Consider the following 24,550-nt stretch of genomic DNA (forward strand, 5'->3'; position numbering starts at 1 on the left):
ACAGACCCGCGCCGGCCCGCCTCAGCCCGCCTTGATCCGATGCGCAAACTTCTGCCGGAACTTGGCCACCTTCGGCGCGACCACGAACGAGCAATAGCCCTGCTCCGGATGCTGCGCGAAATAATTCTGATGATAGGCCTCGGCAGGCCAGTAGTTGCCGTCGAGCGGCAGCACCTGCGTGACGATCTGGCCGTCGTGGATGCCCTGCTCGCCGATTTCGCGGATCACCTGCAAAGCGGCTTCACGCTGCGCGTCGGAATGCGTGAAGATGACCGAGCGGTATTGCGGGCCGACATCGTTACCTTGCCGGTTCAACTGCGTGGGATCGTGGATCGCGAAGAAGATTTCGAGGATCTCGCGGTAGCTGATCTTCGACGGATCGAACTCGACCTTCACCACTTCCGCATGCCCCGTCGCGCCGTCGCACACCTGCTCGTAGGTCGGACGCTGCGTGTGGCCGCCCGCATAGCCCGACTCCACCGAGTTGACGCCGTCGACGCCCAGATAAACCGCTTCGAGGCACCAGAAACACCCGCCACCCAAGGTGGCGACTTCGCCTGTCTGACTCATGCTGCTCGCTCCTTCTCACTCGTGATCGGCCGATGCCGCATTCGCTTTGCCGCAACGCCCATGCCATCGGCGGTAGCGTTCCAGCTTAGCGGGTTTTGCGATGCGCCGGTTGCGTCGCGGTCAGTGCACCGCGATTGCAGTTAAAATTGGGGCAAATCGACGATTTTCACTATGACTTTCGAATCAACTGTTTCCCGCCGTGCGCGCGAGAGCTTCGGCGCGGCTTCCGGCCGCCACGCATCGGCGGCTTGCGCGCAATGAAGCACGCCAGCCCGCCCAACTTCGACCAGCCGGCCTTCAGGCAGGCGCTCAGCCAGTTCGCTACGGGCGTCACCGTCATCACGACGCGTGCGCCGTCCGGCCAGTTAATCGGCATCACCGCCAGCTCGTTCAATTCGGTTTCGCTCGAGCCGCCGCTCGTGCTGTGGAGCCTCGCCACGCGCTCGGCGTCGATGTCGGTGTTCCGCGCGAACAGTCACTACGTGGTCAACGTGCTGGCCGCGTCGCAGCTCGATCTATGCAAGCGCTTCGCCACGGTGAAGGGCGACCGCTTCGAAGGCGTATCGCACGCGGCGGGCGACAGCGGTATGCCGGTGCTCGACGGCGCGCTCGCGTGGTTCGAATGCCATAACCGCAGCCGTTACGAAGAAGGCGATCACGTGATTTTCGTCGGCGAGGTGGAGCGCTGCGGCGTGCACGAGAATGCCGCCGACATGGCGCCGCTCGTTTTCCAGAACGGCCAGTTCCACGGCCTCAAGTCGTTGTAAGCGCACGGGGCGCTTGCAACCGCCCTTGCCAGGGCCAGGCCGGCGCTGTGCGCCAGAGGGCGCCTCAGCGATCGTTGTGCGGCGCGCCGTGTGTGTTATTGCGCGTGACCAGCGAAACCGGCACGCCCGAATCTTCCTTCAAGGTCTGCAGCACGATATTCGAGCGAATATCCAGCACGCCCGGCGCCTTATAGAGACGCTGCAACACAAAATCCGAATAGTGCTTGAGGTTGTGCGCGAGAACGCGCAGCAGATAGTGCGTCTCGCCCGTCACGACAAAAGCGCCGACCACTTCCGGCCAGTCGCGCAGCGCTTCAGCGAAGCGCTCGTGCCAATTCTGCTGTTCATTGCGCATCGACACCTGAACGAACGCCTCCAGTTCGAAGCCCAGCACTTCGCGGTTCAGACACGCGCGATAGTGCTCGATGACGCCCTGTTCTTCCAGTAGACGCAAGCGCCGCAGACACGCCGACGGCGACAGCGAGATGCGCTCCGCGAGATCGAGATTGCTGATTCGTCCTTCCTGCTGAAGCACCGTCAAGATACGGCAATCGGTGGCGTCGAGCGAGATCGCGTTCATATTCGGTCTCCCTTTCCCATTTAACTCAAATTATGTTCCAAGACCGGGCTTAGAAGGAGATTTTTTCGCAATCACATTTCGCGGCTGGCCACCTATCATTCCGTATAGACCTCCACCTTCCATGCGGACATGCAAACACTCTGGGACATCACCCCCGCCGTCGATACGGCGACGCCCGTCTGGCCAGGCGACACGCCCGTCGGCATCGAGCGCGTCTGGCGGATGGAGGCCGGCTCGCCCGTCAACGTCGCGCGGCTGACGCTCTCGCCGCATACCGGCGCGCACACGGACGCGCCTCTGCACTACGACGCGGAGGGCGCCGCAATCGGCCAAGTGCCGCTCGACGCCTATCTCGGACGATGCCGCGTGATTCATTGCATCGGCGCGTCGCCTGTTGTCATGCCACAACATCTGCGTGACTCGCTGGCCGCGTTGCCGCCGCGAGTCTTACTGCGCACTTACAGAAACGCGCCGACCGCGGCGTGGGACAGCGGCTTCTGCGCCGTCGCGCCCGAAACGATCGACCTGCTCGCGGCCAACGGCGTGAAGCTGATCGGCATCGACACGCCGTCGCTCGACCCGCAGGAATCGAAGACGATGGACGCGCACCACCGTATTCGCGCGCACGGCATGGCGATTCTCGAGGGCATCGTGCTCGACGACGTCGCGCCCGGCGATTACGAACTGATCGCGCTGCCGCTCAAGCTGACCACGCTCGACGCGAGCCCCGTGCGCGCGCTCCTGCGCGCGCTGCCCGACGCGCACTGACTTCCAATCCGCAATACGCGAACGAACGAGACCACCATGAATCATCGCGAAGAAGCCTTGGCGCTCGACAGCGCCGACCCGCTCGCACCACTGCGCGACCAGTTCGCGCTGTCGTCGACCACTATCTACCTCGACGGCAATTCGCTCGGCGTGCCGCCGGCCGCCGCCGCACAACGCGCGCAAACCGTGATCGCCGCCGAATGGGGCGAGGGTTTGATCCGCAGCTGGAACGCGGCGGGCTGGTTCGCGCTGCCGCGTCGCTTGGGCAATAAACTCGCGCCGCTGATCGGCGCCGCCGAGGACGAAGTCGTCGTCACCGATACGATTTCGATCAACCTCTTCAAGGTGCTGTCCGCCGCACTGCGGCTCGCCGACGCGCGCGACCCCAAGCGGCGTGTGATCGTGTCCGAGCGTTCGAATTTTCCGTCCGACCTGTACATCGCGCAGGGCGTGATCGAGCAGCTCGACCGCGGCTATGAACTGCGTCTCGTCGACGACCCGTCGGATCTGCCCGAAGCAATCGGCGACGACACCGCGATCGCGATGATCACGCATGTGAACTACCGCACCGGCTACATGCACGACATGGCCGCGCTGACGAAGCTGATTCACGACAAGGGCGCGCTCGCGCTGTGGGACCTCGCGCATTCGGCGGGCGCGGTGCCGGTCGATCTGAATGGCGTCGGCGCCGACTACGCAGTCGGCTGCACCTACAAGTACCTGAACGGCGGTCCGGGCTCGCCCGCGTTCGTGTGGGTGCCGAAGCGCCATCAGAATAATTTCGCGCAGCCGCTTTCCGGCTGGTGGGGACATGCCGCGCCGTTCGAGATGAACCCGACGTATCGGCCGGATCAGGGCGTCGGCCGCTATTTGTGCGGCACGCAGCCGATGGTGTCGATGGCGCTCGTCGAATGCGGGCTCGACGTGTTTCTGCAGACTGACATGCAGGCGATTCGCCGCAAATCGCTGGCGCTGACCGATCTCTTCATCGAACTCGTCGAAGCGCGTTGCAGCGAGTTTCCGCTGAAGCTCGTCACGCCGCGCGCGCACTCGCAGCGCGGCTCACATGCGAGCTTCGAGCATCCGCATGGCTATGAGGTGATGCAGGCGTTGATCGCGCGTGGGGTGATCGGCGATTATCGCGAGCCGCATGTGCTGCGCTTCGGCTTTACGCCGCTTTATACGCGCTTCGTGGATGTATGGGACGCCGTCGAAACCTTGCGCGACGCGCTCGCACGCGAGACCTGGCGCGCGCCGGAATTTGCCGCGCGCGGCGCCGTGACCTGAGGAGCGCACGATGAACGATCACATGCAAACGCCGGGCTTGCCCGAAGAAAAGCCCGCGCAAGGTTGCCCGTTCGGTCATGGGAGCGCTGCGTCCGCCGACGCTGCGACTACTACTACGAACGCTTCTTCAGCCGAGGATGGCTGGCACGACGCGCAGCTCGACTTCTCCGGCTCGATGAGTTACGGCGATTATCTGTCGCTCGGGACGGTGCTGAATGCGCAGCATCCGTTGTCGCCCGATCACAACGAGATGCTGTTCATCATTCAGCATCAGACCAGCGAATTGTGGATGAAGCTCGCGCTGTACGAGTTGCGCGCCGCGCTCGACGCCGTGCATCGCGACGAGTTGCCGCCGGCGTTCAAGATGCTCGCGCGCGTCTCGCGGATCATGGAGCAGCTCGTGCAGGCGTGGAGCGTGCTCGCGACAATGACGCCGTCCGAATACACGGCGATGCGGCCTTACCTGGGCAGCTCGTCGGGGTTTCAGTCGTATCAGTACCGGCAGATCGAGTTTCTGCTCGGCAATAAGAACGAGCAGATGCTCAAGCCGCATGCGCATCGGGCCGATGTGCTCGCCGAGGTGAAGGCGTCACTGGAAGCGCCGTCGTTCTACGACGAAGTGGTGAAGCTGCTTGCGCGTCGCGGCTTTGCGATTTCGCCGTCGCGGCTCGCGCGCGACTGGACGCAGCCCACGGTTCACGATGCTTCCGTCGAAGCGGCCTGGCTCGAGGTGTATCGCAATCCTTCGCAGCATTGGGAGTTGTACGAGATGGCCGAGGAACTGGTCGATCTCGAGGACGCTTTCCGGCAGTGGCGGTTCCGGCACGTTACTACCGTCGAGAGGATTATCGGCTTCAAGCAGGGGACGGGTGGGACCAGTGGCGCGCCTTATCTGCGCAAGATGCTCGATGTGGTTTTGTTTCCTGAGCTTTGGCATGTCAGGACGGTGTTGTAGATCGCGCTTGCGGCGCTTCTTTAGTCGATAACGCAGCGCGTCGACAAAGCGTTGCGCACTTCGCCGATCACCGGCTGCCACTCACCAAGATTCTGCTGCTGGAATAAGCGCATCGACGGATACCACGCCTTGCCGGCGGAGCCATTCGGCGAAGCGGAGAAACTGGATCTCGTCACCGCGACCTTGCTCGCCTACGAGCAGGAAGCGGCGTCCATTGAGCGGCTCACCGTTCCATCGCGGAAAATCCGGGAACACCAGCGTGGCGCGCGCGAGCGGCGTCGAATACATCACATTGCGACGCATCCACCCGCTTCTGAAATCACCTTGGCTCAACTCGAGGCATGCAAGCTGACACTGCAACATCGGATCGTCGGGCGCGAGCCGCACCGCTTCCCTGCTGTGCGCGAGAGCATCCGCGACTTTGCCGCGCACGCTCAGTGCATGGGCCGCATAGTGATGCAGCGTCACGCGCTGCGGAGCGAGCGCGAGTCCTTGTCGCGCGACGCTGAGCATGTCGGCGAAATGGTCAATCTTGTAGAGCGCGAGACATAGTTCCTGTAGCGCGTCTGCATTGTCCGCTTCGCGCTCCCGGATGTGCGCGACCGTCTCGCTCACCAGCGCGGTCTGCTTGGCTTTCCCCAATGCAACTATTAGATCGAGTCCGTCTTGCAACGATGACGAATCGAGCGACCATGCGAGCGCCCAATAGCGGACGGCATCGTCGATGTCGCCCAGTTCGACGCTGATGCGCGCGATGGCTCGCGCCGCGTGATGTAGGTTCGGCTCGATGGACAACGCGGCCTTGTATTGCGCTTTTGCCTCGACGACGCGCCCGAGCAGCCGCAGGCAATCGCCGAGGTTGCGGTGCAGTGTCGCGGTGCTTCCGGAGAGTTGCAGCGCGCGATGATAGAGAATTTCCGATCGCGTGTATTCGCCCATCATCGCGGCGATCAGGCCCGCGTGTTCGTAGAGGTCGGCTCGTGCGGCGTCGATCTGAAGCGCACGCGTCACATAGTCGTTTGCTTTCGCGATTTCATCCGTGTGTACGCAGATCAGACACATGCGATGCAGCGCGTACACGTCGCGCGGATTCACTGTTAGCAACTCGCGATAACCGCTCGCTGCTTCGTGCATCCGCATCGCGGAGAAATCGGCGTCCGCGCGGCTAATAAGGAGATTTCTGTCTACTGCTTGCGGGGTACTGGCGGTCAAGTCGGACATTCCAAAGAGGCGGATCTGGCGAGTGAGGGACGTCGCGCATATTCCTCCGACTGGCCCAGAGGTAAGCTTCACACCAGGTGGTAACTTTATCGGATTCCGAGGACCAAAATGACACATCTTGCGTTTGAGTTATTCAGCGACGTCAACGCTGCGCATCCCTATATCACTGTCTATCTATTGGAAGACGGCGAGTCGTACGATCCGACCAACTTCAATCCGTTCATGGAGCTTGCGGTCGAAAAAGACAATAGCCTGGTTCTTACCGTCTATCCGACTGACAGACCTCGGTCCATGACCGTAGAGCAGTGGGAAGAGATTTCGAAACGGGCACGCGCATACCACGCCGAAGTTCTTGCCAGCGGCGAGGACTGGTAGCCAACGTGGATCAGAAAGCCGCGCAAATTGTGCGTCTTTCTGCGACACCTGTCTTCAGGGTTTCCTGCAACGGCGAACCAGGAAACCCTCACCGCGCCACAAATCCCCCATCAACCGCCAGCGAAACCCCACTCACCATAGAAGCCGCATCGCTCAGCAAGAACGCCACCACCGAAGCCACTTCAACCGGCTCGGCAAACCTCCCAAGCGGAATAGCCTTAAGTGCAGGCTCGCGCTTGATAGGATCGCTCCACGCTTGCACAGCCATCGGCGTCAGCGTAACAGTCGGATTCACGCTATTCACACGAATCCCAAACGGCCCCAACTCGATGCACAAAGCCCGCGTGATCGCATCGAGCGCAGCCTTCGAAGCCGAATAGCTCAGGTGATCGTCAAGCGCGACAAGCGCCGCCTGGCTCGAAACGTTCACGATACTGCCGGCCCGCTTCGCGTCGATCATCCCTCGCGCCACATGCTTCGCCACCAGCGCCGCGCCGCGCGCGTTCACCGCCATCACACGATCGAAACTCGCGGCCGTTGTCTCCACCGCGCGCTCGAGCAACGCAATGCCCGCGCAATTCACCAGACCGTCGAAAGCACCGAGCGATAGAAACGCTTCGTTGATTGCGGCTTCGTCGCTGACGTCGAGCTTCAACGGCTCGCAGCCGGTTTCTTCGGCGAGACGCGCAAGCTCGTTCGCATTGCGCGCCGCCGCGACGACATCGGCACCGCTCGCGCACAACATCTCGACCGTCGCGCGCCCTATTCCACTCGATGCGCCCGTTACGAATATCGAGCGGCCGGAAAAATCGAAAGTAGCATTCATGATGTTTGCAAGCGATGCATGACCGGCTTCAATGCCGGATACAGGTCTTTATAGATGCCGAAGCGCTCTTCGTAACGCGCCATTCGCGCGGCGTCCGGTTGTGCGCGCTCGATCAGCGTGATCCAGCCGCCCTGCGCCGCCTCGCGCGAAATCAGCCCGACGCCGAGCGCGGCGAGCAACGCGGCGCCCATCGCCGCCTCCACTTCCTGCTCGATCGTATAGACCGGATAGCCGGTGATGTCGGCGATGATCTGCATCCACAAGTCCGAATGCGCGGCGCCGCCGACCACGATCAGCTTGTCCTCCAACGACTGCGCTCCCTGGCGTCCGGCCTCGATGTTGTGCTTCAACGCAAACGACACGCCCTCGAGCACCGCGCGATACAAGTGCGCCCGCGTATGAAAAAGGCTCAGGCCGACGAACGCGCCGCTCGCCTTGGCGTCCCACACGGGGCTGCGTTCGCCCATCAGATAAGGCAAAAACATCACGCCATCCGATCCCGCCGGCACTTTCGATGCATTGTCTTCGAGCAGACGATGGGGATCGCCATGCGGCGTCGCGCGCGCGGCTTCCATTTCGGCATGACAGAACTGATCGCGATACCACGTCACTGACGCGCCCGCGGTAATCGCGCCGCCGAACACATAGATGTCGCGCTGCCCGTTGAAAACGTGAGGCATGCTGATCAATCCGTGGCGCGCATCGACCGTCTGATTGACGTAGCCCCAGCACATGCTCGTGCCGATCATCGCGACATGTTGCCCTGCTCGGCTCACGCCCGCGGCGAATGTCGCGACCGCGGCGTCCACGCCGCCCGCCACAATCGACGTGCCTGCCGCGAGTCCGAGCTGCCCGCTCCATTGCGACAGCAAGCCGCCGACCACTTCCGATGAATCGACGAGCCGCTCCGGCATCATCGTCGCGGGAATGCCGAGCATGTCGAGCGCCTCGTCGGACCAGTCGCGCTGCGCAATATCGTAGATGCCGCCGATGTTGCCCGCCGAGCTGTGATCGACCGCGACTTCGCCCGTCAGCATGTAGATCACATACGCGTTCGGCGGCAGGAAGTAACGCGTTTGCGCCCATACGTCGGGCTCGTGATCGCGCAGCCACAGCATCTTCGTGTAGCCGTAGTAGCTGTCCACGCCATTGCCGGTGATCGCGTACAGCCGCTCGAGGTCGACGTTGCGGTGCACCCATTCGACCTGATCGGTTGCGCGCCGGTCCATCCATATCAGACACGGATAAAGCGGCCGCATCTCGCTATCGACGGGAATGCCCGAGCCGCCATACAGGCTGCTCACGCACACGGCCTTGATGGAATCCGCCGCGACGCCCGCCTGTTTCGCCTTCTGCACGCACGCGGCAATGCATTCGGTGACCGCCTTGAACCACACCGCCGGCCATTGCTCGGCCCATAGAGGCTTCGGCGTATCCGGCTGATAGCTCGACGCGTGTTGCGCAACGATAGCGCCGTGCCGATCAACCAGCAGCGCCTTCGTGCTCTGCGTGCCGATGTCGACGCCGATGACGTATTCCATACAGTCTCCGTTGTTGTAGCGCTGCGCTTCAGTAGATGCCGGCGCTTACGCGCGCGGCTTCATCAGCACCTTGATCGAATCCAGCGAATCGGCGACCTTGATCGCCTCGTCCCATTTTTCCAGAGAAAAGCCGTGTGTGACGATGCCTTTCGACGTCACGAGTCCGCGCGCGAGCAGATCGATTGCAATCGGATAGCAATACGGTCCGAGGTGCGCGCCGCGTACATCGAGTTCCTTGCGGTCGCCGATCACCGACCAGTCGAGTGTCGTATCCGCGCCGAACACGGAGAACTCGACGAAGCGCCCGAGCTTGCGGATCAGATCCATGCCCTGATTGACGCCGACCGGCGCGCCGGTCGTTTCAATATAGACGTCGCAGCCGTAGCCGTCAGTGAGCGAATGGATGATCGCGAGCGCGTCGTCCTGTTTCGGGTTGATCGTCACGTCCGCGCCATACTCGCGCGCGAGTGCGAGACGCTCTTCCACCAGATCGATCACGACGAGTTTCTTCGGCGTTTTCAGATGCGCGACTTGCGTCATCATCAAACCGAGCGGACCTGCGCCTGCAATCACGACCACGTCATCCAACTGCACATCCCCGCGATTGACCGTGTGAATCGCGCACGCCAGCGGTTCGATGATAGCGGCGTCTTCGAGTGAAATGCCGTCCGGAATCTTATGGACGATGGCGGTCGGCGGAATACGCATGTACTCGGCCATGCCGCCGTCGGCGACTTCGCGCTGAAAGCCGAAGATGTTGTGCACTTCGCACATCCAGTACTGGCCGGATTTGCAATAACGGCACTTGCCGCAAGGCACGATCTGCTCGGCGATCACGCGGTCGCCGACCTTCACGCCGAAATGTTCTGCCGCGCCTTCGCCGAGTTCCTGCACGAAGCCGAAGAACTCGTGCCCCGGAATCACCGGCGCTTTAACCCACGGACTCGGCCCGCCCCAGAACATCTTCGCGCCCGAATGGCATTTGCAATCGCTCGCGCAGATCCCGCATGCGGCGATGCGGATCACCAGTTCATGCGCTCGCGCGCGCGGCTTCGCTACCTGTTCGACGCGATAGTCTTTCGGTGCGTGGCAGACAATCGCCGTCATGTCCTGCTTGTCGGATGGAGTGAATTCATTCGTCATTGCATGATCCTGCCGGAAGTGAAAATCAATGGAGAAGAAAGCGTTACTTTCTGCGGTCACGGCTGATGTAAATCGCGAGCAGAATAATTCCGCCTTTGATCACGTTCTGCACATACGGATTCACGCCGACCATGTTGAGTCCGTTGTTCAGCACACCGAGCAGCAGCGCGCCGATCAACGTGCCGATAATCGAACCGCGTCCGCCGGAGATCGACGTGCCGCCCATCACGACGGCCGCGATGGCGTCGAGTTCGAAGCCCACGCCCGCATTCGGCTGGCCGCTCATCAAACGCGCGGTCAACACGATGGCGGCAAACGAAGACGTCAAACCTGCAATCGTGTAGACGATCAGCTTCACGCGCGCGACGCGCACGCCCGACAGACGCGTCGCCTGTTCATTGCCGCCAATCGCGTACACGTAGCGGCCAAACGGCATGCGTTCGAGCAGCACCCACGCGATCACATAGATCACCGCCATGATCACGACGGGCGCCTGAATGCCGAGAATCTTGCCGCTGCCGAAGAAGCTGACCCACTCGGGCAAGCCGTCGATCGGATAGCCGCCGGTGTAAATCAGCGCGAGGCCGCGCGCGATGCCCATCGTCGCGAGCGTGACGATGATCGGCGGCATGCCGGCGAACGCGACGAAGAACCCGTTGGCCGCGCCGAAGCCGAGACCCACCGCAACGCCAACCGCCAACGCGGCAACTGCGTTCATGCCGGCCACCATCAGTCCCGCGGCGAGCGTGCCCGAAAGCGCCATCACCGAGCCGACCGACAGATCGATGCCGCCCGTGAGAATCACGCACGTCATGCCGACGGCGATGATCGCGTTGATCGACACCTGGCGCAGCACGTTCTCGATGTTCGCGCCGGAGAGAAAGCTGTCGCTCGCGAACACCATCACGATGCAAACCACGAGCAAACCGACGAACGGATAGAAGAGCGTCGAGCGCTTCAACGCGGCCCAGGTGAAGCGCACGGGTGCGCCGGGCGTATTGCCGCTGACGCTCGACGTTTTCGGCGGCGAAGAGGGATTAGGCGTGTTCATGCAGGGCTCCACGAGTGCCGGCGGTTGCATAGGTCATCACGGCGTTCGAGTCGATCTGATCGCCTTCGAGCAGCGCTTCGATGCGGCCTTGCCGGAACACGGCGACGCGGTCGCACATGCCCACGATCTCCGGCAGTTCCGACGAAATCATGATGATCGAATAGCCGCGCGCGGTGAGTTCGCGCATCAGCAGATAGATCTCGGCCTTCGCGCCGACGTCGATACCGCGCGTCGGTTCGTCGAAGATGAGGATGTTGGTGTGGTGGTTCAGCCAGCGCGCGATCACGACTTTCTGCTGGTTGCCGCCCGACAGCGTGGCGACTTCCGTATGCATGGTCGGTGCTTTCACGCCGACGCGTTTCATGATGTCGGCGGTGGCGCGCGCTTCGCTGCGCTGATCGATAAAGAACCGCAGCGAGCGGTATTTGCCGAGGTTATTGATCGAGATGTTCTGCTTGATCGAGAAGTCCGTAATCAGCCCTTCCGTCTTGCGGCTTTCAGGAAGAATGCCGACGCCCGCCCGCAACGCGTCGGCCGGGTCCGACAGTTTCGCGGCCTCGCCGTTGATGCGAATCTCCTTCGCATACGCCGCGTCCGCGCCGATCACGGCGAGCGCGGTCTCGGTGCGTCCAGAACCGACCAGTCCCGCGAAACCGAGAATCTCGCCTTCGCGCAGCGTGAATTGCAGCACCGGGCTGTCCTTATGCAACTGCAGCTTCTGTACGTCCAGCACGATCTTCGCGTCGGAGCGCAGCGGCGGCTTCGGCGGAAAACTGCTTTCGATGCGGCGTCCCACCATCATTTCGACAAGCCGGCTCACGTCGGACTGCGCGACATCGGTCATGCCCACGTACTGACCGTCGCGCAGCACGGTGATGCGGTCGCAGACCTCGAAGATTTCCTCCAGGTGATGCGAGATGAAAATCATCGCGACGCCCTGCTTTTTCAGGTCGCGCATGATGGCAAAGAGATGCTCTGCTTCGGCGGGCGTGAGCGTCGCGGTCGGTTCGTCGAGAATCAGAATGCGCGCTTCGAGCGACAACGCCTTGCCGATCTCGACGAACTGCTGCTGCGCAACCGACAGTTCGCGAATCGGCACAGACAGATCAATCGACACGCCGAGCCGCGCGAATATATCGGCCGCCGCGCGCCGCATCTTGCCGCGTTCGAGCAGGCCCAGGCCGTTCTTCATTTCGCGGCCGAGAAAGATGTTCTCCACTGCATTCAAGTACGGAATCAGGCTGAATTCCTGAAACACGATGCCGACGCCCGCAGCGACCGCGTCGTGATAATTTGCAAAGTGCCGCGGCTCGCCGTCGATCGTGATCGTGCCTTCGTCCGGCTGATAAATGCCGCACAGAATCTTCATCAGCGTCGACTTGCCCGCGCCGTTTTCGCCGAGCAGCGCGTGGATTTCGCCGCGCGCTATCTCGAGGTGAATGCCTTGCAGCGCCTTCACGCCCGGAAAACTTTTGCTGATGTTCTCGAGTTTCAATATCGTGTCCATCGGGTGCTCCATCACTGCCCGCCGCCGTGTTCGCATCGACCACCGCAAACACAGCGCGGCGGGCATTGGGCTTACCAGCTAAAACCCTTCGCGTTGCTCTTGTCGATCATCTTCACGTCGACGGGAATCGCTTTCGGTACATTGGCGCCCCACTTCTTCGCGTAGGCGATGCCGAGTGCAATGCGCACCTGGTCGGCAGGAAACTGCGCTGACGTCTCGATGAATTTCGAATTCGGCTTTTGAATCGCGGCAATCGCTTCGGGCGCGCCGTCGACGCTCGTCAGCTTGATGTCCTTACCCGATGACTCAATTGCGGAGAGCGCGCCCATCGATCCACCGTCGTTCACGCTGAAGATGCCCTTCAGGTTCGGGTGCGCCTGAATCATGTTCTCGGTGACGGACAGTGCGGTCGCGCGTTCCTGCTTGCCGTTCTGCGTATCCACGAGCTTGACGCCCGGCGCCTTCGCAAGCGCCGCCTTGCAGCCGCGCACGCGTTCGAGAATCGGCACGACCGGAATGCCGTCGAGAATCGCCACTTCGCCGCTGCCGCCAATCGACTTGGCGAGGTACTCGCAAGCTATCTGTCCCGCGTCGAAGTTCTTCGAGCCGACGAACGAATCGACGGGACCGTTCGCGTTCGCGTCCACTGCGACCACCACCACGCCCGCTTTTTTCGCCGACGTCACCGCCGATTGAATGCCCGTCGAATCGGTCGGATTCACGAGCAGAATGTCGATCTTCTTCTGCAGCATGTCTTCGACGTCGCTCACCTGTTTGCTCACGTCGTGATGAGCGTCGGTGACGACTACCGTTGCACCGGTCGACGCAGCGGCGTCGTTCAACGCCTTCTGCATGGTCACGAAATACGGATTGTTCAGTTCCTGAAACGTCATGCCGATCTTCAGCGGTGCGGCCTGCGCGGCAGGCGCGGCGATCAGCGCGAGGCCGAATGCGAGGCTCGCGAATGTCTTCAACGATGCCTGTTTGATGATGGATTGCGTCACGAGGGTTTGCGTCATGGTTGTCTCCGTTTTTGAAGTGAGCACGTCCGTCACGCTGTCGGCGGACAGCGCGATACGTGTTGAAACGCGGGTGAAACAAAGCGCCTTGCTGAAAAGCCCGGCGGTGAAATACGCAGAGGCTACGTCGGTGGATAAGCTGCGGCGGCAGGACGCGGCAAGCCTGGCGCGAGCACGATGGCGGGCGCGTCGTCGACGCCCCTTCCGCGCGCGGCCGCTTCTTCCGAAGCATCGCGGCTCGCGTCGTTCAATTGCTGATAGCGGCGAAACTTCGAAGGCGCCATCCCCTTCACCGCGAGAAACTGCCGGTTGAAATTCGACAGGTTGTTAAAGCCCGCCTTGAAGCAGATGTCGGTCACGCTCAGCTCGCTATCGGTCAACAACTGGCAAGCGAGATTGATGCGCATGCGGTTCACGTACTGCACGAACGGCAGGCCCGTGTGCCGGCGGAAATAACGCGAAAACGCACTCACACTTTGGCCGGCCAGTTGCGCGAGATCCGATTCGCGCAAATCGTTCGCGAGGTTCTTGCCGATATACGAAAGCACATGGTTGATGCGCGTCGACGCGAAGCCCGTCGGATCGGCCTGATACGCGGGACTCGCGAGCGTCTCGCGGTCTTCGGCGCTCATCAGGATTTCGAGCATCGACATGAAGAGCACGAGGCGGCGCAATCCCCGCGCGCCCAATAGTTCGAGAAAAAGCGGCTGAATCGCCGCACTCGTGCGCGCGCCGAACGACACGCCGCGGCGCGAGTCCGCAAGCAGCGCCTCGACCTGACGCCACTCGGGAAAGCTCTCAAGACAACTCGACACGAACTCCTGGCCGAACTGCACGACGAGATTGCGCTGCGCGATGTTCTCGCCTTCGGGCACATCGCTCACCCAGTTATGCGGCAGGTTCGGACCCATCAACACGAGATTGCCGGGCGCGAAGCTGCTGATGTGATCGCCGACGAACATCTTGCCGGTCGTCGCCACGATCAGATGAATCTCGTACTCGGGATGAAAGTGCCAGCGTACCGTGCGATACGGATAGCCGTGCGACCACACTTTGAACGACTCGTCGCGGCGTACGGCCACGATCTCCAGATCGGGTTGCACTGTCTGCCTCCATGGAGCGGCTCAAGGGAGATGCCGCTCGTCTTCGTCTTGTATAGCGAAAAGTAGTCTTGAAACGCGCGCGCCACCACTAAAAATGAAACCGCGTACCGATACTTTTTTGCATTCGGGTAAGTCCCGACGCGCGCAAGGTCACGAATGATGCAATGCAAAAGAGCCGATGAAGCGCGCCACGAAGCATGTATCGACGCGATTCGTGATGCGTTGCAGCCATGCGCCGCCGCGCTGCGCCACGAAAACATCCTGTGGCCGCCTTGACTTTCGTTTCAGCGGGTACGATCATTCGCTCACATACAGAGCAAATGCTCTAACGACCAATAAATGCGCGCGACAAGCCGCGCAACAGCCCAGACAGATGGAGACGCACAATGAGCAGCGGGCAAGGCAGCGGCGAGGCCGCACAGGTGATCCTGCATATCGGCGCGGGGTCGTTTCATCGCGCGCATCAGGCGTGGTATCTCCATAGATTGAACGAAGCGAAGCTGCCGGGCGAACCGCACTGGTCGCTCACCGTCGGCAATATTCGCAGCGACATGAACGCGGTGCTCGAAGCACTGGCCGCGCAAGACGGCGTCTATACGCTCGAGACCGTCACGCCGCAAGGCGAGCGCGCTTACGAGACGATCCGCTCGATCGAGCGCGTGCTGCCGTGGACGCAAAGCCTCGACACGCTGATCGAAGCCGGCGCCGATCCCGCATGCAAGATCATTGCATTCACCGTCACCGAAGGCGGCTATTACCTCGACGAACACGACCAGCTCGACACCGCGAATCCCGATCTCGCGACCGATCTCAAAGGCGGACACACGACCATCTACGGCGCGCTGGCCGCCATTCTCGACGCGCGCATGAAAGCCGGCGCGGGCCCCGTCACGCTGCAAACGTGCGACAACCTGCGCCGCAACGGCGAGCGTTTCCATGCGGGCATGAGCGCGTTTCTGGAGCTGCGCGGCGCGGACGAACTCGCGCAGTGGTTCGACGACAACACGGCGTGCCCGAGTTCGATGGTCGACCGTATCACGCCGCGCCCGACGCCGGACGTGCGCGAACGCGTAAAGGCCGCAACCGGTGTCGACGACGCATGCCCGGTGATGGGCGAAGCGTTTATCCAATGGGTGATCGAGGAGCACTTCATCGCCGGGCGTCCCGCGTGGGAAAAAGTCGGCGCGGAACTGGTCGACTCCGTGCTGCCCTATGAAGAAGCGAAGATCCGCATTCTCAACGCGACGCATAGCTGCATTGCGTGGGCGGGCACGCTCGTCGGTCTCGACTACATTCACGAAGGCACGCACGACGCCGACATCCGCCAGTTCGCGTTCGATTACGTGACGCAGGATGTGATCCCCTGTCTCTCGCCGAGTCCGCTCGATCTCGAACGCTATCGCGATGTCGTGCTCGAGCGCTTCGGCAATCCTTATATCCAGGACACGAACCAGCGCGTCGCGGCGGACGGCTTCTCCAAACTGCCTGGCTTCATCGCGCCGACGCTCGCCGAATGTTTCGAGCGAGGCGTCACGCCCGCGGCCACCGCGATGCTGCCCGCGCTGTTCTTCCGCTTCCTCGAACGCTGGCAGACGGGCACGCTGCCCTACACGTATCAGGACGGCGTGATGGACGAGCGCGTCGCGCGCGGCTTCTTCGCGGCGCCCGATCCGTTGCAGGCGTTCGCCGCCGACCGTCTGCTGTGGGGCAGCATGGCCGCGACGCAGGAACTCGAATCGGCGCTGGCCGGCGCGCTCGCGCGCGTCGACGTGTGGCTCGCAAAACGCGGTCAGGCGTAAGCCGCGCCGCAAACACACCAGCCGGATTCGCGCGGTGCCAGGCTTAATGCGCATGGCACCGCGCGCGGCGTGCGGCTAAAGTAGCGCATCTCCAACGACGAAGGTTTCGCGCCCATGTATCTCGGCATCGACCTCGGCACGTCCGAAGTGAAAGTCCTGCTGCTCGCGTCGACGGGACGCGTGATCGGCACCGCCGGCTCGCCATTCACCGTTTCGCGCCCGCATCAGCGCTGGGCCGAGCAGAATCCCGAAGACTGGTGGACGGGCACGCAAAGCGCGCTCGCCGCACTGCGCGCGAAGCATCCCGACGAGTTCGCGCAGATTCGCGGCATCGGCCTGTCCGGGCAGATGCACGGCGCGGTGCTGCTCGACGCGGAGAACCGCGTGCTGCGGCCCGCGATACTGTGGAACGACATGCGCAGCGACAAGGAGTGCGCCGAGCTCACGGAGCGCGCGCCCGATTTGCATAGCGTCGCCGGCAATCTTGCGATGCCGGGGTTCACCGCGCCGAAGCTGCTGTGGGTCGCGCGTCACGAGCCCGACATCTTTGCGCGCACCGCCTGCGTGCTGCTGCCGAAAGACTACTTGCGTCTGCAACTGACCGGCGGCAAGGTGTCCGATCCATCGGATGCGGCCGGCACGTTGTGGCTCGATGTCGCGAAACGCGACTGGTCCGATTCGCTGCTCGCCGCCTGCAACATGACGCGCGCGCAGATGCCGGCGCTCGCCGAAGGCAGCGCGCCGTCCGGCACATTGCTGCCCGAGGTCGCGCGCGAACTGGGCTTGAGCGACGGCGTGATCGTCGCGGCCGGCGGCGGCGACAATGCGACGAGCGCCATCGGCATCGGCGCGACGCAGCCGGGCGACGGCTTCGTGTCGCTCGGCACGTCGGGCGTGTTGTGCGTGGTGGGCGACAGCTTCCGGCCGAACCCCGCGTCCGCTGTCCACGCGTTCTGCCACGCGATTCCCGACCGCTGGCATCAGATGAGCGTGGTGCTCTCCGCGGCGAGCTGTTTGCGCTGGGTCTGCAAGCTCACCTCGACCGACGAACCCACGCTGCTCGCCGAAATCGAAGCGCTGCCCGCGGATGCGCTCAACACCGCGCCGCTCTTCTTGCCGTATCTGTCGGGCGAACGCACGCCGCACAACGACCCCTACGCGCAGGGCGTTTTCTTCGGCATGAATCACGCGACGGATCGCGCGTTGCTCGGCTACGCGGTGCTCGAAGGTGTGACGCTCGCGCTCACCGACGGCCTCGACGCACTGCGCGCGGCCGGCACCGAAGCGAAAGCGTTCTCGCTGTTAGGCGGCGGCGCGCGCAGCGACTACTGGGCGCAACTGCTCGCCGACGCGCTCGACACCGCGACGCGCAAGCACGGCGGCGGCGAGACGGGCGCGGCGCTCGGCGCGGCGCGCCTCGGCTGGCTCGCAGCGGGCGGCGATCCGGCGATCGTGCTCGCCAAACCGCCGATCGAAAAAGAGTTCACGCCGAACGCGCGCCGTCATGCCGAATTGCGCGCGCGGCTCGACGCTTATCGTGCGCTGTACCGTCATGTGCGGCCGCTCTTCGACTCCGCTCGCGAGCGGCTCATCTAGGCGCTCATCCAGGCGCATAGCAACGCAGCGCAAACCGCAGCCGGCCGTGCCGCCATGCATCGTGATGCATCGGCATGCATGAACCGGCTGCTATCATCGGCGCCCCTCAAGCGGATCGTCACCGTGCCCAAGTCCACAGAAAAATTAGACCTTGCTACTCGCGCCGCGTGGCTTTACTACGTCGCGGGCAATACGCAGAACGAGATCGCCGAGAAGCTCCAGGTGTCGCGCCCGGTTGCGCAGCGGCTCGTCGCGTTCGCGGTGGAAAAGAACCTGATCCGCGTGCGCGTCGATCATCAACTGGCGGACTGCCTGTCGCTTGCGGACCAATTGTCCAAACGCTATGGCCTGTCGATGTGCGAAGTCGTGCCCATCGACAGCGACACGCCCGAGGAAGTCGACCGCAAACTCGCGGTAGCCGGCGCGCAGGTGATGGAGCGTTACCTCACGGAAGAAAAACCGATGGTGGTCGCCGTCAGCAGCGGCCGGACGCTCAAAGCCGCGGTCGACCAGATCGCGCAGCTAGACCGTCCGCAGCATCGGTTGGTATCGATGGTCGGAGCGATCGCCCAGGACGGCTCCTCGAACCGCTATGACGTCGCGCTGCACATTTCGGAGAAGACGGGCGGCAAGCATTTTCTGCTGCCCGCGCCGTTGATCGCCGATAGCGAGGCCGAACGTGCACAGTGGTGCAATCACCGGCTGTATCGGATCGTCGAATCGTTGTCGGCCGAGGCGGATGTCGCGTTTGTCGGCATCGGCAATATCGGGCCGAAATGCCCGCTGCACGAAGACGGCTTTATTACGTCGGCGGAAGTAAAAGAGCTGGTGCAAGGCGGTGCGGTGGCGGAAATGCTCGGACTGCCAATTAATGCCGCCGGCGCGCGTGTCGAGTCGCCCACAGGCCGGCGCGTGACCAGCATTTCAATCGACTCGCCGCCGCAGCGGCCCACCATTGGCTTCGCGGGCGGCAAGCGCAAGCGCGAGGCGCTGATCGCCGTGCTCAAGGGCGGCTGGCTGTCGGGGCTCGTCACCGATGAGCTGTGCGCGCGCGCGGCGCTGGAGGCGTGAAGCGGCGCACGCCCCCTTCTAGCGGGTAGAACTCAGGCCGCCAGCACTTCGACGATCTTGCGCTGGAACGCCTTACCGTCGCTATCGAACAGATGACAATGCTCGGGCGTCGCGCCGAGCTTCTGCGTCTCGCCCTTCGCATGCCGTTCGAGCGGCGGAATGCGCGCGATCAAACCATCCGGCGCCACGCTCGACTCCGCATACAGATACGCGGCGTCGCCGAGCGATTCGACGGCCATCGTGCGGGCCGATACGCCGTCATCCGTCATGCCGACATGCAGATGCTCGGGACGAATGCCGACCGTCACCTTGTCGCCCTGCTTTACCGAAGCCGGTTCAACAGCGACGCGCTGCGTCTCGCCGGTTTCGTAGCGCACCGTCACGCCGTCGTGCGTGACCGACTGCACCACGCCTTCCATGAAATTCATTTTCGGCGAACCGATAAAGCCCGCGACAAAACGATTGGCCGGCGCGTGATACAGCATTGTCGGACTGCCCACCTGTTCGAGATTGCCTGCGGACAACACGACGATCTTGTCCGCAAGCGTCATCGCTTCGACCTGATCGTGCGTCACGTAGATCATCGTGGTCTTCAGTTCGTCATGCAGACGCGCGAATTCGAGGCGCATTTTCACGCGCAAAGCGGCGTCGAGATTCGACAGCGGTTCGTCGAACAGAAACACCTTCGGCTTACGCGTGATCGCGCGGCCAATCGCGACGCGCTGACGCTGGCCGCCCGAAAGCTGTTTCGGCTTGCGATCGAGCAGGTGATCGATATGCAGAATCTTCGCCGCATTGCGCACGGCCGCGTCGATCTCCGGCTTTTTAGTACCCGCGAGTTTCAGGCCGAACGCCATGTTGTCGTACAGCGTCATGTGCGGATACAGCGCGTACGACTGAAACACCATCGCGATGCCGCGCTTGGCGGGCGGCACATCGTTCATGCGTGTCCCGTCGATGGTGAGATCGCCGGCGCTGATGTCTTCGAGGCCGGCGATCATCCGCATCAGGGTCGATTTACCGCAGCCGCTCGGGCCGACGAACACGACGAACTCGCCGTCCGCGATGTCGAGGTTGATGTCGCGCATCACCTCGGTGTCGTCGTAAGCCTTCCGGATATTGCGCAGAGTTACGCTTGCCATGATGTGTCTCCGTGTAATGCTTGCGCGTTGCTTGTGTGGTGCTATTGCGTTGCTTGTGCGTTCAAGGCGCCGCAGCCGTTGCACTCAGCGTCCATTGCGCGACGAGTTCCGGCAACTGCTGCATGTCGTCGAATACGTGACGCGCGCCGGCTTTATGCAGCTTGTCGATCTGCGCATCGCTTGCATGGCCGCCGCCGATAAAGCCAAGCACCGTCATGCCCGCCGCGCTTGCGGCCGTGACGCCGGTTACGCTGTCTTCCACCACGAGGCACGCCGACGGCGCGAGCCGCAAACCCTGCGCCGCCGCGAGATAAACGTCGGGCGCGGGCTTCGGATTGGCCACGCTGTCGGCGCAAAAGAGGCGATCGCCGAAGAACCGCACGAGGCCCGTGCGAGCCAGAACCGTCTCCACATAAGGCCGAAAACTATTGCTCGCGCAGCCCTTCACGAGCGGCACTTGCGCGAGCGCCTGCTCGATGCCTTCCACTGCCGGCGCCTGCATCGCGGCCGCTTCGACAGAACGGCGAATCGCGTCGATGTCGTCGAGGCCGAGGCTCTTGCCGAGCTGCATCGCGGTGCCCGTTAGCACGCTTTCGATGCGTAGCCCGAGCAGCGGCAGCACGACCGGTTCGACATTCGCGCCGGGCCAGCGCGCCTCGAGTTCCTGCACGAGCATGCGCGCGGCCACCGCTTCGCTGTCGATCAACACACCGTCGCAATCGCAGATCAGCGCGAGATTTGCTGCACGCGTGTCTGCCGTCATTTGACCGCCCCGAACGTGAGGCCGCGCACGAGCTGCTTCTGCGACAACCAGCCGACGATCAGAATCGGCGCCACGGCAAGCAGCGAAGCCGCGGACAGCTTGGCCCAGAAGAGCCCTTCCGGACTCGAATACGATGCGATGAACACAGTCAGCGGCGCGGCATTGGAACTGGACAGATTGATGCTCCAGAACGCTTCGTTCCACGAAAGAATCACGAGCAGCAGCGCGGTGGAAGCAAGCCCCGGCAGCGCCATCGGCATCAGCAGATAGACGATTTCCTGCCAGGTCGCCGCGCCGTCGATGCGTCCTGCCTCGAGAATATCGCGCGGAATTTCAGCGAAGTACGTGAACGACATCCACACCGCGATCGGCAGATTGATCAGCGTGTAGACGATCACGAGACCCGACACGGTATCGAGCAGGCCGCTGTTTTTCCACAGCAGATAGATCGGCACGAGCACGCCGACGGACGGCATCATCTTCGTCGACAGCATCCACAGCAGAACTTTTTGCGTGCGGCGCGTCGGGAAAAAGGCCATCGCATACGCGGCGGGCACGGCCAGAATCAGGCACAGCACGGTGACGCCGACCGAGATCAGAATCGAATTCCACGCAAACGAAAAGTAGTTGCTGCGCGCAAACACTTCACGAAAGCTGTCGAAAGTCGGCGTGAAAAATAGCGACGACGAATACGCCTGCTGCTCGGTCTTGAATGCGGTGATCGTCATCCAGAAGATCGGGAAAAACAGCAGCAATGCGACGAGCCAGGCGAGCACGCCGGGAATTGCGCGGCGGATCGTATCGAACGGCGACTTGGCATGCACGGTGACGGGCGCCGTGGTCGACGCCGGAGTAGAGGCAACGTGGCTCATTTTTCGTACTCCCCTTTGAGGTTCTTCGCGAGCATGCGCACGAGGAAGAACGACACGATGTTGGCCAGCACGACAGCGAGAATGCCGCCCGCCGATGCGAGACCGACGTCGAACTGTTGCAGGCCGAGCGAATAGATCAGGTACGACAGATTAGTGGTCGCGGTGCCCGGACCGCCGCCCGTCGTTGTATAGATTTCCGCGAAGATCGACAGCAGGAAGATCGTCTCCATCATTACGACCACGGCAATCGCGCGTTTCAGATGCGGCAGCGTGATATAGAAGAACATCGCGAACGGCCCCGCGCCGTCAATGCGCGCCGCTTCTTTCTGCTCCTGATCGAGCGACTGGATCGCCGTGAACAGAATCAGAAACGCGAACGGCAGCCATTGCCACGCGACGATCATGATGACCGCGGTCAACGGATATTCGGCGAACCAGTCGATCGGTTGCAGGCCGATTGCGCGCATGCCGCTCGCAATCAGGCCATACACCGGATGCAAGATCATGTTCTTCCAGATCAGCGCGCTCACCGTCGGCATCACGAAGAACGGCGCGATTGCAAGCAGCCGCGCAACGCCCTGGCCGTAGAACTTGCGATCGAACAGAATCGCCATTAGCACGCCACCCACCACCGTGATCACCAGCACCGCCACGATCAATTGCAGCGTATGACCAATCGACGGACCGAACGACGGGTCACTGGCAAGATACTGATAATTGTCGAAGCCGGCGAAACCCTTCAGGTCCGGGTTCAGCAGGTTGTAGCGCGAGAACGAAAACCAGATCGTCATCGCGAGCGGAATCGTCATCCACAGCAACAGCACCGCGACCGACGGCGACACGAGCCAGCGCGCCGAATTGGCTTTGCGGACTTCGCGTTCTTTTTCTGTCTGAGGATGGGCATGCATGAGAGGCAGGCGCAGAGGACGCATGATTGACCACCTGTTCGGTAATGCGCGGGCGGCACGAGCCGCATGAATCGCCATGTCGCTTTTGATGCGAGGACAAAACGGCGTGACGGCTTAGTGCGGCCGTGACGGCCCGCTGTACTGCGTGAGCCGGCTGACGGGCGTCAGCCGGCGCGTGCCACAGGGCTTGTTTCCGTGCTTCGGTTCCGTGCTTCGGTTCCGTGCTTCGGTTCCGTGCTTCGGTTCCGTGGTTCAGTTCCGTTGCTTCAGTCAGTCGCGAAGTGCGACCGACTTCGGCATTACTTCTGGTAGCCGGCCTGCTTCACTGCGCGATCCGCGGTGGCCTGCCCTGCCGCCAACGCCTGATCGACGGTCATCTGACCGGCAATCGCGCCGGAGATGCTCTGACCGACCACCGTGCCGAAGGACTGGAACTCAGGAATCCCGACGAACTGCACGCCGGTGTACGGCACGGGCTTTAACGTCGGATGTTCCGGATCGGCCGTCTCGATGGCCTTCAGCACGAAGTCGCCAAACGGCGCAGCCTGCTTGTATTCCGGACGCGCGTAGGTGGATTGACGCGTTCCCGGCGGCACCGAAGCCCAGCCTTCATCCTTCGCGACGAGTTCGATGTACTGCTTCGACGTCGCCCACGCGATGAACTTCTTCGCCGCGTCGGCCTGCTTCGACGACTTCGGAATCGCCAGCGCCCACGCCCACAGCCAGTGCGAACCCTTCGGCGTGACCGCGACCGGCGCGGCCGCGAAGCCGACCTTGTCCGCGATCTGCGATTGCTGCTTGTTGTAAAGCATGCCGGCTGCCACGGTCGCGTCGATCCACATCGCGCATTTGCCCGAGGACATCAGCGTGAGGTTTTCGTTGAAGCCGTTGGAGCTCGCTCCGGGCGGGCCGTTCTTCTTCAGCAGATCGACATAGAACGTGATCGCCTTCTTCCATTCCGGCGACGTGAGTTGCGCATGCCACTTTTCGTCGAACCAGCGGCCGCCGAACGTGTTCACGACCGTCGTGCCGTAGGCCATGTTCTCGCCCCAGCCAGCCTTGCCGCGCAGGCAGATGCCGTACACGCCGTTGGCTTTGTCGGTGAGCTTCTCGGCGAATTGCGCGATCTGGTCGTAGGTCGGTTGATCGGGCATTTTCAGGCCCTTCGCTGCGAACAGGTCCTTGCGGTAATACGTCATCGAGCTTTCGACGTAAAACGGCAGCGCGTACAACTGGCCGCCGGAGGAAAGTCCGTCGCGGGCCGTCTTCACGACGTCGTTGAGATCGTAGTCGGCGGGCAGGTTCGTGAGCGGCGTGAGCCAGCCGCGCTTGCCCCACTGCGGGGTTTCATAGGCGCCGATCGTCATCACGTCGAACTGGCCGCTGCCGGTCGTGATGTCGGTGGTGGCGCGCTGACGCAGCACGTTTTCCTCGAGAATCACCCAGTTCAGCTTGATGTCCGGATTCGCCTTTTCGAATTCTGGCGAGAGCTTCTTCAGTTCGATCATGTCCGGATTGTTCAGCGTCGCGATCGTCACCGTGGCCGCCGACGCGCTTAGCGCAAAGCAGGCAGCGGCGCCTGCGCTCACCATCTTGAGCGCGGACTTGAGGGCTGGTTTCATGTGTGTTGTCTCCTTTCTCGTGCGTTATGTGATGCTGCGTTTGTTCTACGAAATGGCGCTGAAT

General features: G+C 62.5%; 23 protein-coding genes. 8 read left to right on the top strand and 15 right to left on the bottom strand.

The features are described 5' to 3' along the window. Positions 1-21: 21 nt before the first annotated feature. Entirely contained in the window at positions 22-570 is a 549-nt protein-coding gene (gene msrA, locus AB6809_RS20385) for a peptide-methionine (S)-S-oxide reductase MsrA (RefSeq protein ID WP_029968120.1), read from the bottom strand. A gap of 257 nt (positions 571-827) precedes the next feature. Here msrA and AB6809_RS20390 point away from each other — a divergent pair, with 257 nt between their 5' ends. Next, positions 828-1,337 (top strand): flavin reductase family protein, encoded by a 510-nt coding sequence (locus AB6809_RS20390; RefSeq protein ID WP_006050026.1) that lies wholly within the window; start codon positions 828-830, stop codon positions 1,335-1,337. 64 nt (positions 1,338-1,401) lie between these two features. Here AB6809_RS20390 and AB6809_RS20395 read toward each other — a convergent pair whose 3' ends face one another. Continuing rightward, positions 1,402-1,917 (bottom strand): Lrp/AsnC family transcriptional regulator, encoded by a 516-nt coding sequence (locus tag AB6809_RS20395; RefSeq protein ID WP_006050025.1) that lies wholly within the window; start codon positions 1,915-1,917, stop codon positions 1,402-1,404. Between the two features lie 129 nt (positions 1,918-2,046). Here AB6809_RS20395 and kynB point away from each other — a divergent pair, with 129 nt between their 5' ends. Genes kynB through kynA form a run of 3 tightly spaced genes read left to right on the top strand, consistent with a single transcriptional unit; the run spans position 2,047 to position 4,927 of the window. Next, complete coding sequence (gene kynB / locus AB6809_RS20400) at positions 2,047-2,685, top strand: arylformamidase (RefSeq protein ID WP_029968122.1); 639 nt, start codon at positions 2,047-2,049, stop codon at positions 2,683-2,685. 36 nt (positions 2,686-2,721) lie between these two features. Further along, the gene (kynU, locus tag AB6809_RS20405; RefSeq protein WP_029968124.1) at positions 2,722-3,972 is read left to right on the top strand and encodes a kynureninase; all 1,251 of its coding nucleotides are present in this window, start codon (positions 2,722-2,724) and stop codon (positions 3,970-3,972) included. Between the two features lie 10 nt (positions 3,973-3,982). Then, complete coding sequence (kynA, locus tag AB6809_RS20410) at positions 3,983-4,927, top strand: tryptophan 2,3-dioxygenase (protein ID WP_029968126.1); 945 nt, start codon at positions 3,983-3,985, stop codon at positions 4,925-4,927. An 81-nt stretch (positions 4,928-5,008) separates the two neighbouring features. Here kynA and AB6809_RS20415 read toward each other — a convergent pair whose 3' ends face one another. After that, complete coding sequence (locus AB6809_RS20415) at positions 5,009-6,139, bottom strand: lipopolysaccharide assembly protein LapB (RefSeq protein WP_307258139.1); 1,131 nt, start codon at positions 6,137-6,139, stop codon at positions 5,009-5,011. Between the two features lie 117 nt (positions 6,140-6,256). On the opposite strand from AB6809_RS20415, the gene AB6809_RS20420 reads away from it, so the two are divergent. Then, the gene (locus AB6809_RS20420) at positions 6,257-6,523 is read left to right on the top strand and encodes a hypothetical protein (protein WP_029968130.1); all 267 of its coding nucleotides are present in this window, start codon (positions 6,257-6,259) and stop codon (positions 6,521-6,523) included. 88 nt (positions 6,524-6,611) lie between these two features. On the opposite strand, the gene AB6809_RS20425 is transcribed toward AB6809_RS20420, so the two are convergent. The 7 genes from AB6809_RS20425 to AB6809_RS20455 form a co-directional block, all read right to left on the bottom strand. After that, positions 6,612-7,349, bottom strand: coding sequence for an SDR family oxidoreductase (locus AB6809_RS20425; RefSeq protein WP_029968131.1), 738 nt, complete (start codon positions 7,347-7,349; stop codon positions 6,612-6,614). Next, a complete protein-coding gene (locus tag AB6809_RS20430; RefSeq protein WP_006050020.1) occupies positions 7,346-8,890 on the bottom strand; it encodes an FGGY-family carbohydrate kinase in 1,545 nt (514 codons plus the stop codon). The genes AB6809_RS20425 and AB6809_RS20430 overlap by 4 nt, the downstream gene beginning before the upstream one ends. A gap of 45 nt (positions 8,891-8,935) precedes the next feature. Further along, entirely contained in the window at positions 8,936-10,033 is a 1,098-nt protein-coding gene (locus tag AB6809_RS20435; RefSeq protein ID WP_371027060.1) for an alcohol dehydrogenase catalytic domain-containing protein, read from the bottom strand. Between the two features lie 43 nt (positions 10,034-10,076). Beyond that, complete coding sequence (locus AB6809_RS20440; RefSeq protein WP_006050018.1) at positions 10,077-11,084, bottom strand: ABC transporter permease; 1,008 nt, start codon at positions 11,082-11,084, stop codon at positions 10,077-10,079. Beyond that, positions 11,071-12,591 carry a sugar ABC transporter ATP-binding protein gene (locus tag AB6809_RS20445; RefSeq protein WP_029968133.1) on the bottom strand — a complete coding sequence of 507 codons (1,521 nt, stop codon included), beginning with the start codon at positions 12,589-12,591 and terminating at the stop codon, positions 11,071-11,073. The genes AB6809_RS20440 and AB6809_RS20445 overlap by 14 nt, the downstream gene beginning before the upstream one ends. 71 nt (positions 12,592-12,662) lie before the next feature. After that, positions 12,663-13,610 (bottom strand): ABC transporter substrate-binding protein, encoded by a 948-nt coding sequence (locus AB6809_RS20450; protein WP_029968134.1) that lies wholly within the window; start codon positions 13,608-13,610, stop codon positions 12,663-12,665. A gap of 122 nt (positions 13,611-13,732) precedes the next feature. Next, on the bottom strand, positions 13,733-14,713 hold the full coding sequence (locus tag AB6809_RS20455) for an AraC family transcriptional regulator (RefSeq protein WP_029968135.1): 981 nt from the start codon (positions 14,711-14,713) through the stop codon (positions 13,733-13,735). Positions 14,714-15,099: 386 nt separating this feature from the next. Here AB6809_RS20455 and dalD point away from each other — a divergent pair, with 386 nt between their 5' ends. The 3 genes from dalD (at position 15,100) to AB6809_RS20470 (ending at position 19,179) form a co-directional block, all read left to right on the top strand. Next, entirely contained in the window at positions 15,100-16,512 is a 1,413-nt protein-coding gene (gene dalD, locus AB6809_RS20460) for a D-arabinitol 4-dehydrogenase (protein ID WP_006050014.1), read from the top strand. A gap of 114 nt (positions 16,513-16,626) precedes the next feature. After that, entirely contained in the window at positions 16,627-18,108 is a 1,482-nt protein-coding gene (gene xylB / locus AB6809_RS20465) for a xylulokinase (RefSeq protein ID WP_006050013.1), read from the top strand. Positions 18,109-18,231: 123 nt separating this feature from the next. Continuing rightward, positions 18,232-19,179: a sugar-binding transcriptional regulator gene (locus AB6809_RS20470; RefSeq protein WP_029968136.1), complete on the top strand. Its 948-nt coding sequence runs from the start codon at positions 18,232-18,234 to the stop codon at positions 19,177-19,179. 32 nt (positions 19,180-19,211) lie between these two features. On the opposite strand, the gene AB6809_RS20475 is transcribed toward AB6809_RS20470, so the two are convergent. The 5 genes from AB6809_RS20475 to AB6809_RS20495 all read right to left on the bottom strand — a co-directional run bounded on the left by AB6809_RS20475 (position 19,212) and on the right by AB6809_RS20495 (position 24,486). Further along, a complete protein-coding gene (locus tag AB6809_RS20475) occupies positions 19,212-20,321 on the bottom strand; it encodes an ABC transporter ATP-binding protein (RefSeq protein ID WP_029968138.1) in 1,110 nt (369 codons plus the stop codon). Between the two features lie 61 nt (positions 20,322-20,382). Continuing rightward, positions 20,383-21,084, bottom strand: coding sequence for an HAD family phosphatase (locus AB6809_RS20480; RefSeq protein ID WP_029968140.1), 702 nt, complete (start codon positions 21,082-21,084; stop codon positions 20,383-20,385). Beyond that, positions 21,081-21,956 carry a carbohydrate ABC transporter permease gene (locus AB6809_RS20485; protein WP_006050008.1) on the bottom strand — a complete coding sequence of 292 codons (876 nt, stop codon included), beginning with the start codon at positions 21,954-21,956 and terminating at the stop codon, positions 21,081-21,083. Before AB6809_RS20485 ends, AB6809_RS20480 begins: the two co-directional genes overlap by 4 nt. Beyond that, entirely contained in the window at positions 21,953-22,888 is a 936-nt protein-coding gene (locus AB6809_RS20490; protein ID WP_006050007.1) for a carbohydrate ABC transporter permease, read from the bottom strand. Before AB6809_RS20490 ends, AB6809_RS20485 begins: the two co-directional genes overlap by 4 nt. Before the next feature lie 275 nt (positions 22,889-23,163). Then, positions 23,164-24,486, bottom strand: coding sequence for a sugar ABC transporter substrate-binding protein (locus AB6809_RS20495; RefSeq protein ID WP_029968144.1), 1,323 nt, complete (start codon positions 24,484-24,486; stop codon positions 23,164-23,166). Positions 24,487-24,550: the final 64 nt, after the last annotated feature.

The sequence above is a fragment of the Paraburkholderia sp. RCC_158 genome, from assembly GCF_041355255.1.
GTDB classification, from domain to species: domain Bacteria; phylum Pseudomonadota; class Gammaproteobacteria; order Burkholderiales; family Burkholderiaceae; genus Paraburkholderia; species Paraburkholderia graminis.

Bases quoted from the DNA above. Each gene is read 5' to 3' on its own strand.
- AB6809_RS20445 (WP_029968133.1), bottom strand. From the start codon at position 12,591: ATGGACACGATATTGAAACTCGAGAACATCAGCAAAAGTTTTCCGGGC.
- msrA (WP_029968120.1), bottom strand. From the start codon at position 570: ATGAGTCAGACAGGCGAAGTCGCCACCTTGGGTGGCGGGTGTTTCTGG.
- AB6809_RS20450 (WP_029968134.1), bottom strand. From the start codon at position 13,610: ATGACGCAAACCCTCGTGACGCAATCCATCATCAAACAGGCATCGTTG.
- kynU (WP_029968124.1), top strand. From the start codon at position 2,722: ATGAATCATCGCGAAGAAGCCTTGGCGCTCGACAGCGCCGACCCGCTC.
- AB6809_RS20395 (WP_006050025.1), bottom strand. From the start codon at position 1,917: ATGAACGCGATCTCGCTCGACGCCACCGATTGCCGTATCTTGACGGTG.
- AB6809_RS20440 (WP_006050018.1), bottom strand. From the start codon at position 11,084: ATGAACACGCCTAATCCCTCTTCGCCGCCGAAAACGTCGAGCGTCAGC.
- kynB (WP_029968122.1), top strand. From the start codon at position 2,047: ATGCAAACACTCTGGGACATCACCCCCGCCGTCGATACGGCGACGCCC.
- AB6809_RS20485 (WP_006050008.1), bottom strand. From the start codon at position 21,956: ATGAGCCACGTTGCCTCTACTCCGGCGTCGACCACGGCGCCCGTCACC.
- AB6809_RS20490 (WP_006050007.1), bottom strand. From the start codon at position 22,888: ATGCGTCCTCTGCGCCTGCCTCTCATGCATGCCCATCCTCAGACAGAA.
- xylB (WP_006050013.1), top strand. From the start codon at position 16,627: ATGTATCTCGGCATCGACCTCGGCACGTCCGAAGTGAAAGTCCTGCTG.
- AB6809_RS20390 (WP_006050026.1), top strand. From the start codon at position 828: ATGAAGCACGCCAGCCCGCCCAACTTCGACCAGCCGGCCTTCAGGCAG.
- dalD (WP_006050014.1), top strand. From the start codon at position 15,100: ATGAGCAGCGGGCAAGGCAGCGGCGAGGCCGCACAGGTGATCCTGCAT.
- AB6809_RS20480 (WP_029968140.1), bottom strand. From the start codon at position 21,084: ATGACGGCAGACACGCGTGCAGCAAATCTCGCGCTGATCTGCGATTGC.
- AB6809_RS20495 (WP_029968144.1), bottom strand. From the start codon at position 24,486: ATGAAACCAGCCCTCAAGTCCGCGCTCAAGATGGTGAGCGCAGGCGCC.
- AB6809_RS20435 (WP_371027060.1), bottom strand. From the start codon at position 10,033: ATGACGAATGAATTCACTCCATCCGACAAGCAGGACATGACGGCGATT.
- AB6809_RS20475 (WP_029968138.1), bottom strand. From the start codon at position 20,321: ATGGCAAGCGTAACTCTGCGCAATATCCGGAAGGCTTACGACGACACC.
- AB6809_RS20420 (WP_029968130.1), top strand. From the start codon at position 6,257: ATGACACATCTTGCGTTTGAGTTATTCAGCGACGTCAACGCTGCGCAT.
- AB6809_RS20425 (WP_029968131.1), bottom strand. From the start codon at position 7,349: ATGAATGCTACTTTCGATTTTTCCGGCCGCTCGATATTCGTAACGGGC.
- AB6809_RS20430 (WP_006050020.1), bottom strand. From the start codon at position 8,890: ATGGAATACGTCATCGGCGTCGACATCGGCACGCAGAGCACGAAGGCG.
- kynA (WP_029968126.1), top strand. From the start codon at position 3,983: ATGAACGATCACATGCAAACGCCGGGCTTGCCCGAAGAAAAGCCCGCG.